The sequence below is a fragment of the Streptomyces sp. CNH189 genome, assembly GCF_000527195.1.
In genome coordinates this window covers 44,257-56,043 of sequence record NZ_AZUS01000032.1, presented here as the reverse complement: position 1 = coordinate 56,043, position 11,787 = coordinate 44,257, and the positions used below count along the sequence as shown (strand labels likewise).

5 protein-coding genes and 3 pseudogenes are annotated in these 11,787 nt (G+C 69.5%); 4 read left to right on the top strand and 4 right to left on the bottom strand.

All coding sequences use genetic code 11. The features are described from left to right. A pseudogene (locus B100_RS37875) lies at positions 1 to 322 on the bottom strand (DUF6009 family protein); the annotation flags it as partial. A 446-nt stretch (positions 323 to 768) separates the two neighbouring features. On the opposite strand from B100_RS37875, the gene B100_RS36110 reads away from it, so the two are divergent. Together B100_RS36110 and B100_RS0131835 are read left to right on the top strand one after the other, a co-directional pair. Then, positions 769 to 1,047 carry a hypothetical protein gene (locus B100_RS36110; protein ID WP_024887815.1) on the top strand — a complete coding sequence of 93 codons (279 nt, stop codon included), beginning with the start codon at positions 769 to 771 and terminating at the stop codon, positions 1,045 to 1,047. A 1,110-nt stretch (positions 1,048 to 2,157) separates the two neighbouring features. Then, entirely contained in the window at positions 2,158 to 3,753 is a 1,596-nt protein-coding gene (locus tag B100_RS0131835) for an MFS transporter (RefSeq protein ID WP_024887816.1), read from the top strand. A gap of 209 nt (positions 3,754 to 3,962) precedes the next feature. Here B100_RS0131835 and B100_RS37390 read toward each other — a convergent pair. Beyond that, a pseudogene (locus B100_RS37390) lies at positions 3,963 to 4,487 on the bottom strand (winged helix-turn-helix domain-containing protein). A 64-nt stretch (positions 4,488 to 4,551) separates the two neighbouring features. Here B100_RS37390 and B100_RS37870 point away from each other — a divergent pair. Both B100_RS37870 and B100_RS0131820 read left to right on the top strand, forming a co-directional pair. Beyond that, positions 4,552 to 4,668, top strand: a pseudogene (locus B100_RS37870) (IS630 family transposase); the annotation flags it as partial. Positions 4,669 to 5,277: 609 nt separating this feature from the next. Continuing rightward, a complete protein-coding gene (locus B100_RS0131820; RefSeq protein WP_024887817.1) occupies positions 5,278 to 6,873 on the top strand; it encodes a DUF6851 domain-containing protein in 1,596 nt (531 codons plus the stop codon). Between the two features lie 836 nt (positions 6,874 to 7,709). Here the strand turns inward: B100_RS0131820 and B100_RS0131805 are convergent. Beyond that, complete coding sequence (locus tag B100_RS0131805) at positions 7,710 to 10,820, bottom strand: discoidin domain-containing protein (protein ID WP_199785311.1); 3,111 nt, start codon at positions 10,818 to 10,820, stop codon at positions 7,710 to 7,712. Positions 10,821 to 11,066: 246 nt separating this feature from the next. Beyond that, complete coding sequence (locus B100_RS37865; protein ID WP_106967139.1) at positions 11,067 to 11,273, bottom strand: Mu transposase domain-containing protein; 207 nt, start codon at positions 11,271 to 11,273, stop codon at positions 11,067 to 11,069. Positions 11,274 to 11,787 lie beyond the last annotated feature (514 nt).

The following is an 11,787-nucleotide window of genomic DNA, read 5'->3' as shown; positions in this document are numbered from 1 at the left end:
CCGGCGCGTCGGACGCGTCCCGCTGGATCACCGGCCAGTGTCTCGACGCCAGCGGTGGCTCCCACCTCTGAACACCTCCCCCAGCCGCCGGCGCGGGCCCGGCCTCCTGTACCAGCGCGCCCTCGGGGCGTTGGGCTGTGCGTCCTTTGCTGCAAGGGGGGCGGGGTGCGGGGGGCCACCGCCCCGGCCGGCGCGCCGGCCGCGCAGAGACCGTCGGGTCCGGTGTCGCGGTCGTGCGCCAGCAGCCACAACACCCGGCGCCGAAGGTGCCCGAGGAGCGGGACGGTTCGGCCGCGGGCCGCAGCAGGGCGCAGCCGGCCATGCGGCCGCCGCGGTGGTAGGCGGGCCTGCCGCGGCGGGTGGGCAGACGGTCCGGTGGACCTGCTGCCGGATCGCGCGGCGGGCACGCTCGCGGCCTGGCTGACCCCGCACTCGGGGATCGAGGTCGTCTGTCGCGACCGCTCCCCGTTCTTTCCGCAGCCGGCGCCGGCATGGGGGCGCCCTGTGCCGTTCAGGTCGCCGACAGGTTCCACCTGTGGCGCAACCTCAGCGAGGCGGCTGAGCGGTGCGTCTGCCCTCACCGGTCCTGCCTACGTGCGACCACCGCCGAGCCGGCCACGGACAAGGCGCTGGCACCAGAACCGGCCGACGGTGATTCGCCATGGAGACACCGGGCACAGGTTCGCCGACCGTACTCGCACCAGGCGCGCCACCGTTCACACTGTTGGCCGCGGCCATGGCCGACGCTCGATCCAGCGACAGCTCGGCATGACCTACCGCATCGTCCAGCGGTTACGGGACGCCGCGGAGCCGGAAGACCTGTTCCAGGGACAGGGGCAGAACCGCACGACCAAGCTCGACGACTTCACGCCGTACCTGTGCACGAGCGACAGGCCGAGCGCTGCACACGACGCATGGGCTCTGTGGGAAGAGATCACAACTCACGGCTGCACGGGCGGCTCCAGAGCCGTCCGCGCCCTGCCTCCAGCCGTTTCGCACATTCCCGACCGCGCCGACGGCCCGTGCGCCGTCCCCACGCGACGGTGACCGGCTGGGTCCTGACTCATCCCACACCCTGCCGGAGAGCGAACGCCTGACGCTCAGATCCGTCCTCGCCGGCTGCCCCGAACTGGATGCTCTCACCGGGCACGTCCGCACGTTCGGGAAGATGCTCACCCAGCTCCGGGGTGAGCATCTGCCGCAGCGGGTCAGGGCGCGCTCGGACGGCCTTCCCACCCTCCGCACATGCGTCAACGGCCCCTCGAACGGCACCTTGCTGCCGTCACCGCGGGCCTTACATCGCCCTGGAGCTCCGGCGTCGTCGAAGGCCTCGTCAACCGCATCAAAGTGCTCAAGCGTCAGAGGTAGGGCCCGGGCCGGCTTCGGCCGGTTGCGGAAACGAGTCCTTCTCGCCTGACCGCAGCTGTGTCGCTCGACAAGCTGGTTCGTTCAGCTGATCGCGAGCGGCGCAAGATCCGTACCCAGCTTGCTCCGGCATGAGTCGACGGCCCGCGTGCATCCAGGCGGCCACGGCGTCCGACCGCGACCGCGTGCCCCCGCGCGCCTGTCCGGCCGGGCAGGCGCGCGGGCGGGGCATGTCACAGACGGACCGCCGGGACCGTCATAGGGGTGAGGTCTCAGCCGCTCGATGGAACCTGAACAAGGAGATGATCATGGAAACAGCCCCCGCGGCCGGGCCGGGTCCGGGGGCAGGCATCGGTCCAAGGCGGTACTCCGCCCGCAGCACCAGCCGGACATCCCGGCATCCACATCACCGACACCCCGGTCGAGGCAGTCGGGAAGACCGGCGGCGGCATCGTCCGCGTGCGCCCGGCCGACGGCTGGCTCATGGCCCGCTGCGTTCAGGCGGCCGACGCCCGGATGCAGGCGCGCCGCGAGGGCCGCGAAGGTCTGGGCCGGCCGTCGAAGCCACCGGTCCCAACGACCAGGCCGGCGCCTGCTGCGCGGCCGGTGCGCCGGCCGCCACCCCCATCAACGCCTCGCTGACCACGAACGACACCTATGTGGACCTGACCGCCACCCGGCGCGGCGTCACCACCGCTTAACACTCGCACGGCACACGCGGAGCCCTCCTCCCGTCCCGGCAACCGCATGCACGGTGTGAGTTCTTCTTGCTCTTTCACCTGAGAGGAATCCATGAGTACCAATCAGCCCGCACCGGGGGCAGCCGCCGAGGGCGCAGGCGCGCCGGACGCGCGTCAGCTGCGCATGATCCTGATCGCCGTCTCCGTCGCGTTGATGGCGGTCATCGCGTCGGTGTCCGGGTTGAACGTGGCTCAGACCCACCTGGCCGTCGATTTCGGCGCTTCCCAGAGCACCATCCTCTGGATCATCAACATCTACACCCTGACTCTGGCCGCGCTGCTGCTCCCTCTCGGCGCCATCGGCGACCGGATCGGCCGCAAGCCCACGCTGATCACCGGTCTCATCGTCTTCGGCGCCGCCAGCGTACTGGCGGCTCTGGCCCCGTCGGCCGAAATCATGATCGCCGCCCGCACGCTCAGCGGTATCGGCGCGGCGATGACCATGCCCATCACCCTCGCAGTGATCACCTCCACCTTCCCCGAAGAGGAGCGCGGAAAGGCGATCGGCGTGTGGACCGGCGTTGCCGGTGCCGGCGGCATCCTGGGCATGTTCCTCTCCGCCCTGCTCGTGGACGTCGCCAATTGGCGGTGGCTGTTCGTGCTGCCCATCGTGCTCACCGTCGTGGCGCTCGCCCTGACCATGCGCTCGGTGCCCAACTCCCGTGAGCACGCAGGACATCCCTTCGACACCGTCGGCGCGCTGGCCTCGGTCGTCGCCGTGGCCGGCCTCATCTTCACGCTTCAGGAAGGCCCGGAACAGGGCTGGAGCGCCCCTGCCACCCTGATCTCCCTGGCCGTCGGCCTCGCCGCTGCCGTCTTCTTCGTGGCCTGGGAACTTCGCCGCCGGGACGCCACTCTGCTGGACGTGCGGCTCTTTCGCGAGCGCCGCCTGCTCAGCGGCTCCATCACGCTGCTGGTTGTCTTCGGTGTCCAGGCGGGCATCGCCGTGGTCCTCTTCCCCTTCCTCCAGGCCGTGCTCGGCTGGTCCGGCCTGCTGTCCACGCTCGCGCTCATGCCCATGGCAGTCCTGATGATGATGGCATCCGTCCTCGCCCCCAAGCTGGCTGCGCGCACCGGCGCCCGCTCGACCATGGTCACGGGAATCGGACTGGGCGGTGCCGGCCTCGTCCTCATGGCCCTCTTCGTCTCTGTCGACGCCGGCTACCTGTCCATCCTGCCCGGCATGCTCGCCATGGGTTTCGGCATGGGTCTGGCGATGACGCCCTCCACCGAAGGCATTACCGCCTCTCTGCCGAGTGAGCGTCAGGGCGTCGCCTCCGCGCTCAACGACGTCACCCGCGAGTTCGGCACCGCGCTGGGGGTGGCCATGATCGGCGCTCTGCTGTCGGCCGGCTACCAGAACGCGATCGACGACAGACTGGACGGCATCCCCGACAACGCCGCGGACACCGCGCGCGAAGGCATCGCCAACGCTGTCGAGGCCGCAGGCACTACGGGCCCCCACAAGGACACGCTCCTGGACGTCGCCCAGCAGTCCTTCGTCGACGGCTGGCAGCAGGCCATGTGGGTGGCTGCCGCCGTCACGGGCGTCACGTTTGTCTACGTCCTCGCCCGTGGCCCGAAGAACGAGGTCCCCGCGACGGTGAAGGACGACGAAACCACCACCGCCGAGACCGTCGCCTCTTGACGCCCGCCGCGTCGGCCGGACCGCAGCGCGACACACAGCAACGGAAGCCGGTGAGCTGCTGAAGGAGATCCGGACGCGATACCCGCCCCGTGACGTACGGGCGATGCGGGTTGCGAGCGTGTCCGCGCACCCGGACCGCCGGCCGAGGAACGGCGGCACCCGGCCCGAAATCGAGGAAGTGCCCTGTGACCTGTGATGACGGACGTTCTTCAGACTTCCGGCAGGCACGATCGCGAGGGCACTTCCGAGAAGGAACCGTCCCAGGCCGCTGCGACCTGGACCCACCTCGTGACGGCGTCGTCGTCCCGCCCCATCACACCACGGGCCGGGACCTGGCAGGACCAGCCGCTGCGCACCAGCAGCTTCCGCACACCCCGGATCGTGAAGGCCAGGCGGAAACGCCGGCCGATCACCGTCTTGATCCGTGCCAGCGTCCACCGCTGGTCCTCGGCAGCCGCGCGCGGCCGGTCCCCCAACCAGCTCCGCCTCCAGCCGGGCGGACTGCCTCCCGCTCAGCCTCGGCAGCGACGCCAGCCCCGCGACCGCAGAACACGCGGACCGCCCTCCTCCCACGCCTGCCGCCACCGCTGCACCGATCGGACACTCACCCGCAGGTCTTCAGCGATCACCGAGCCCGCCTCGCCCCGGGCGGACCGCTCGGCCGCCTCACGCCGCAACCCCTCGCAAACCCCTGGCCGTTCGACGGCCCGCCCGCCACCCTGTGAACACCGCATGCCCCGCTGACACCGCAGCCGACCACGGCCCGTCAGCCCCAACGACTCCACACGTTCAACCTCAGTGATGCACGTCTGGCGCCGCACCCTCCACGAACTCCAGTACCGCAGCGACACCACCGACGGATGCCTCGCCGCGACCGGACCCACCCTCACGACATCACACCGGCACACGCAGTAGCGCTTTTCGAGTGGCCCTATGGCGGCGACCGGAAGCGTAGCCACCCAGGGACACCGACCGCTTGGAGCCAGTGATGCCCGAAAGCACGGGGACGAAAAGATCAATTCGGCCATCGAGACGTCGCCCCTGCCGATCGATGCGCCCTTCACACATCTGGCCTGACACAGTTTCCCCCAAAGCCCCGTGCCCGGACCGCGAGGCGCCCACGGCTTGGGGTTCCACCCCGCACGCGCCGCCGACCGGATCCGCCTGCGGAAGCGGTGCTGACACCTGACCGGCCCTGCCCACAGGCGAGTTGCCCCGAGCTGATCGAGCCACCCCGACCAACTCCGACAAGGACCGCGCCGAGAGCCGGGCGCGGGCCGCTAGGCACGTCAAGAAAACCGTGAAGGCGTCCCCCGCATCCGATGCCCAGCTCGGCGACCCGGTCCACGAGATCTCCCAGCGCTACGGCAAGGACTGCCCCCTCCGCCGCGACGGAGGACCCCTCTGCCCACCCTCCCCTTCGACTGTCGGCGAGGCCGTAAGGCCACACGCAGCCATCGACATCCCCTCCCCCGCCAAGGGCCCTTCCAGAGGCCCACCCCGTCAAGCAACAGGAAGACGATCATGAAGACGTCCGGACACACCTCTGCCTCAGACCTCTCGCTGGGCCGCCGATCGTTGCTGCTCGGTGGCTCCTCGGCCGCCCTCATGCTGGCCCTGCCCCATCCGGCCAATGCCGGCACGAGCGAGGAGCCACCAACGTTCGACTTCGACCTCGACACCGACAACTACATCAAGTGGGTCAAGCCCGCCACCGACGAGCAGGCCAGTCAGTCGCCGCTCTGGGAGTCCGTCGGCTCGATGGACGTGACCGTCATCCTGTGGATGAGCCGCGTGGGGAACCTTGCGGTGTTCGACGCGGTGGCGCCGTACCACGAGACCGCGGTCGGTGTGTACTCCCGCATTCCCCGCCGCCCTTCCAGCGAGTCCGCCACCAACCGGAACATGAACATCGCCATCCTCTACACGCAGCTCCACACCTTCGAACGCTTGCTGCCACTAGGCCTGCGGGGCCCCGCGGGAAGCCTGCGCGCCATGATGGTCGGGCTCGGCCTGGACCCTGACAACAAGTCGGAGGACCTGACCACCCCGGTCGGCATCGGCAACGTGGCGTTCAAGTCGGTCTGGAACGCTCTGAAGAACGACGGCATGAATGTCCTGGGCTACGAGGGCGGCCGCAAGTACAACCCCCTTCCCTGGGCGGACTACACAGGCTACGAGCCCGTGAACACTCCCTTCAGGCTCAACAACCCCTCCCGCTGGCAGCCGCAACTGCACGCCCACAACGGCCGTCGCCCCGGTGGCGGCCCGGGTGACCTAGGCATCTACGTCTCCCAGCACTTCGTGACCCCCCAGATCGCGCTGACCAAACCGCACATCTTCACCGACCCGGCCCAGTTCCCCCTCGCCGCACCCAAACACAGCGACCACACCCGGCCCCGGGACTACAAACGCTCGGTGGACGAAATCCTGGAGGCATCGGCGTCGCTCAACGACGAGCGCAAGGCGCTCGCCGAGGTCATGGACAACAAACTCTGGGGCATCGGCTACACATCCACCGTCATCGGCCGAAAGTACGACGAAAACAACGAGATGGGCGTGTTCGGCTGGGCCGCGTGGTCGCTCCAGCACTTCCTCGCGACCTTCGACGCGCTGATCGCCGTCTGGCGCAACAAGCGCAAGTACGACACCGTGCGGCCCGTCAGCGCAGTCCGCCACGTGTACGGCCACAGCAAGGTGACCGCCTGGGGCGGCGCCGGCATGGGCACGGTCAACGACATCCGGGCCACCGAATGGATGCCCTACCTGCCCACGGGCGACCACCCCGAATACCCATCGGGCTCCACAAGCCTGTGCGCCGCAGGAGCACAGACAGCACGACGCTACTTCAACTCCGAAGAACTCGACTGGACACTCGAGTTCAACGCCGGCACCTCGGCCGTGGAACCAGAAACAACCCCCGCCAAAAACCTCCAACTGCACTTCCACACGTGGGCCGAGTTCAACAAGGCCTGCGCCGAAAGCCGGGTATGGGGCGGCGTCCACTTCCGCAAAACCGTCCAACAGTCCCTCATCTACGGTGAACAGTTCGGCGACCTGGCACACGAGTTCGTAAACCGACACGTCAAAGGCAACATCAAAACCGACACCAGAAACTGACAACCCAACCCAAACACAACAACAAAGCCACCCCACAGATGACAACCAGCACCCCCACCACACCCAACCAACCCAAACAACAAACCGAGCACAACCCGCCCCCACCCCCCAACACCCCACCCACACACCACACACCCACCGACACCTACGACCTGAACATCGACCCCAAGACATCCATCACCACGACGACCCGAAACGATATCCCCACCACCCAAAACATCCACCGAAAGCTCCCGCCCACACGCACCAGCGAAGGAGACTGCAGAAAAACCACCGGCATACGTCATGAAGTACGCGGATGACGGCATACACAAAACGCCTCATCCGGGCCGACCGGGGTCAGCCCGTGGCCGTGATGAGTACTCTTGCCGACGTCCAGGCCGAGGAAGACGCCCACGTCTTCGGTGGCGACATTGCGCCCTTCCGAGGCAGTTGAACGTGCCGGCCTCGGCATCGGTGTCGTACGCGCGCATCCACGTTATGCAAACCTGCCGCCCGCGAGCTGTCCGGCATTGCGCCGGACCGGGTGGCGGCCGGACCTCTCATCAGCGTCTCCGACGGCACCTCCCGGGCCCGGTGACACCCCCCAGGTCATGCCTTCGACAGGGGGACACAGTCATGCCGGGCCCGGAGGCCGGCGACCCTCTCGCAGGACCGCGAAACACATAGCGGGGACCGCCAATGTCCTGGCCCGATCCCCTCGAGCGTCTGGGGTGATGGTCGGCTGGCGGACCCACCCGCACGAGGGTCCTCCCTTCCCCCGACAGCAGGGTGTCGGGGGAAGGGAGGACTGCACGGCGTCGTGAGTGAAGCATCGGCCGGGAGCGAGCCTGGTGTCACTGCAGGGACAGGTGGATCAGGCGGCCACCGCCCTCGTGTCCCGCGTCGGTCGCCAGCGCCACGTAGCGGGCGGTGATGTCCGTGCTGAGGTGCCGGTCGCGGCCACGGCCCGTGAGCTGACCGGCCGGGGTGTAGGTGAGGCCGTCACTGCTGAACTCGACGCGCAGTCCCGGTACGTGGCCGTTCGTCCATTCCGTGCGGATGTCGCGGACACGGAGCCGGGCGCCGAGGTCGACGACCAGGCGGCCGTTCGGGCCGGGCGTCCACGCCGTCGCCGGATCGCCGTCGACAGCGGCGGACGGGTCCGACATCCCCGGCGGCAACGGCCTGGTCGGGAACACCGTGCAACCCAGTGCCAGATCACGCAGAGGGTAGGCAGTGGCCCGCTTCACGGTGACCGTCGTGGTGCGGCCCGCGCTGACCACCGCCACCGTACTGCGCCCTTGGGCGGTCATCTTCACGCGGCAGGCGGTCCCCGTGAGTTCGACCGTCGTGCCGTCGACCACGCGCGCCCGCAGACCCGCCGGCAGAGGACGGCTGTTGAGCGGGCGGACGGTCAGCCGTGGCGGCAGCAGCCGGGCTTCCGCCGCGTCGAGTTCGGCGTCGTAGGCGGTGCCGCCGTCGGTGAGGGTCTGGAGCCCCTCGAACAGCAGTCTCGCGGGCCCGGTCTGCGGTACGTCGACGCGCGTCGTGACGGGCTCATCCGACAGGTTGAACAGGCTGAGGTGATCGTCGGTGAGGGCGGCGAGGACGGCTTCAGCGTCTGTTCGTGGCATGGGTGTCGCGGCCCGCTCGCGCAGGCTACGGGGCGAGGCGCCGGGAAGTCCCTCGACGAGGAGGGGTGCGGCTGGGCCGTCGGCCAGGATGATCTCGTCCTGCTGGACCGTCAGGTTGGAGGCAGGGCCCCGCACCACCAAGCCTGCCCGGCCGTCGACGTCCAGCCATCCGCCCCGGCTGGTGACGTCGGGCACCGGCCAGGAGGCGAGGTCCTCCCACTGGAGTCCGTCCGCCGACCCCTGCACCGTGTAGGCGCGCCCCGCGGCGGCCTCCCAGCGCAGGGTGAGCCGGTCCACCTGGTGCGGGGCCCCGAGGTCGACAGCCAGCCAGCTGTCCACCCGGGGGCGGTCGCCCCGTGACACCGCCCACCGGGTGGTCGCGCTGCCGTCCACCGCCAGCGCCGGCTCCCTGCCGGTGTCGTAGGAGGAGGCGGTGGCCGCGCCGCTCCGGGCCAGATCGGCGCCGTCCGCGCCGTTGCGCGCCTCGAACGCGAAGAGCGAGTACCCGTAAGTCGGGTCGGGTCGCACACCGAGCATGCGCAGATGCCGCACCTCGGTGCGCGCGAACGTCACCTCGTCGACGCGCGCGGCCGGCATGGCCGGCCGGGAGTCGGCCGAGGCCACGGTGGCGCTTCCCTCGGCGAAGCGGTAGGTCCGCGCCCCGGTCAGGCCGGGCACGCCCGGCATCGTCAGATTGTGGATCTCCAGGTGTCCCTCCCCCGCAGCGACGCCCGACGTCGCATACACGACGGCACCGGTGGGAAGCGTGGTGAAGCCGGCATACCCGGGCCCCACCTGGAGCATCGTGGCGCTGCCGTCGAATCCGTCCCGGCTCCTGCGGTAGGTCCGCACCTGGCGTTGCGTCGCCTTGAGGGATGTCGTCGGCAGGAACATCGGCGTGGACCCGCTGAGCTTGAAGAGCCAGTCGTCGTGGCCGGGTTGCCAGGCGAACTTCACGAAGCCGGGCTTGGTCACGGCACCCGCCCATGCCCCGGGCGTCTGGTGCGACACCAGGCCGGGTCCGGGGCCGAAGTCGGTGACCCCCGCGGCGTGTTCGAACAGTTCGTCCGTGGAGAGAGGGCGGACCGTACGGCCCTGTTCGTTCGCCCACAGGTGCAGGAGGTAGCTGATGGCGACTTCCGCGCGGGCCTCCGGCTCGTACTTCGGTTCGCCCGAGAACTTCGCGATACGGAATTCCGGCGGGTAGCTCTGGTACGCCTCCAGTCGCTCCGCCAAGGCGACTTCCGCCCGGGCGGCAGCCCTGTCCCCCACCACCTGGGCGAGGAACGTGAGCGGGATGACGTCACGGCCGTAGAGGTGCTCTCGGTCGTTGACCATCGGCATCAGCGGCTCACCGGCGTCGCTCATGACGCCGAGGAGGGTGCTCCACAGCTGATCGGCGTTCGGCTGGCTGGTGAGCACCTTTGGCAGCGGCCGGCCCGCGGCGATGAAGTGGGCGGCATTACGGCCTGATGTGCGCCACAGTTCCTCCTGGTAGTGGGGGCCGAACGAGCCGTGATTCTCGACGATGAAGGTGTCGTACAGGTTGCGGGCGGTGTTGTCCGAGACGGGAGCCCCGTCCACGCGCGCCAGGTTCGCCAGGTCCGCCTGGGGCAGTCCGGCCTCGTTGCGCGACCACGCACCGAAGGCTGTGGCCCAGTCACCGTGCCGTGGGTCGTCCACGGCCCAGGCCAGCCCCGGGGCCAGGGACTGCGCGTAGACACCCATCTCCTCGAGCTTGGTGTCTCCTTCGTGGCCGCCGAGCAGGCCCCGAGGGGTCCAGCTGCCCGAGGCCGGGTCGTTCCCCGTGCCCAACGCGGTGGTGTACGCCGCCTGTTCACGGGCGATGGTGTCGACGCGGGAGCGAGTGGTCTCGTCGAGGTCGTCCCACAGCAGCCGCGCGGCGAGAACGAAGTACAGCTGGAACGTGGTGTCGAAGAACAGTGTCCGGCCCCATTGGGTGCCGCCCGTCAGTCTGTTGGACGCGGCGAAGTGCTTGATGGTCGCTATCGTCCGAGCCTTGAGGACCTGCTTCTCCGTCCCCGCTCGGACCTCGTCGTAGCTGCCGCGGGTGAGCAGGACCGCATGGCCGAGCACGACGGCGAAGCTGAAATCCTTGTCCGTGTAGTAGCCGCGGGCCGCGTCCCACTGGGTTTCGGTCCAACGGGTGTGGTTCAGCAGGACGCGGTGATAGATGTCCGCCACCGGGTCTGATGCCGTGTGGCTCCGGTGTTGTCCGTGGGCCTGAGCCGTGCCGCTGCCAATGGCGAGAGGCAGGGTGGCCAGCGCACTCGTGGCGCCGAGGAGTTGGATGAAGCGGCGACGGTCCATGGGGGATCTCGGCAGCACGTGCGGCACCTCGCAGTCAGACAACGTTGTCAGGCAATGGCGTGAATTCTTCGGTCCGCCAGTCGATACGTCAATAGGTTGCCCAGGCACACGGCAAGCAGGTTGCGCATCACGCACCTCCAGCGGACTTCCGGCGCCGGCTTCGGGCCGGCAGGCGGCAGGCGGCAGGCGGCAGGCGGCAGGCGGCAGGCGGCAGGCGGCAGGCGGCAGGCGGCAGCATGGTCCGGGTCAGTGACGGTTGGGGGGCGAGCCCAGCTGCGGGCTTGGCGGGCGACCTCGACGACGCCGCAGGTCACCAGTACAAGGTCCGGTCGGCGCGACCTCGATGGGGCGGCCGATGACCAGCGGATGCACCGGGTAGCCGCAGGTGTCCAGACGGACGTAGTGATCCTGAGGAAGCCGCGGGGATGCCGCGGTGGGACGTGCTTCCTTCAAGCGGCTGAACGAGCTTGACCCGGGGAACGCTCGGGTGCGGCGAAGTACAAATGTCCGTCAACCCGTCGCCGTCGGACGCACCGCCGGCCCCCCGGGCGGTACAGGTCGCCGCCTGCCCGCCGCTCTTGTGGCCGTGATGGCCCACCCGGGCGCTCGTCCGCAGCACCGACCCTGCTGGCACCTACCGCGGACCTGCGACGGCACGTAGGGCGGGAAGGTGCTCGTGGTGTCCGTCTCCCGATGGATCAGCCCCAGGCCGATCCTGCGCCCCAAGGGCGGCGGCCGGCAGCTCAGCATTCCATGATGCCCCGCGCGGACGGAACTGCTGCCAAGCGGACCATGCCGACACGGGCGGCGGGGGCAGGTGCGCGAGGCACGCAGGTGCACTCGGGTGATGCGGGGCTGGGCGCGGTGCAGCCGAGGCCAGCCAGGCGGGCGAACGCGATCGGTCACTCACGTAGCCGGATCACGGCATAAGCCACAGATACCTACGTCGTGACCAGCGGTCCCAAAA

Coding starts and splice junctions, on each gene's coding strand:
- B100_RS0131805 (WP_199785311.1), bottom strand. CDS start 10,820: ATGGACCGTCGCCGCTTCATCCAACTCCTCGGCGCCACGAGTGCGCTG.
- B100_RS0131820 (WP_024887817.1), top strand. CDS start 5,278: ATGAAGACGTCCGGACACACCTCTGCCTCAGACCTCTCGCTGGGCCGC.
- B100_RS0131835 (WP_024887816.1), top strand. CDS start 2,158: ATGAGTACCAATCAGCCCGCACCGGGGGCAGCCGCCGAGGGCGCAGGC.
- B100_RS36110 (WP_024887815.1), top strand. CDS start 769: ATGACCTACCGCATCGTCCAGCGGTTACGGGACGCCGCGGAGCCGGAA.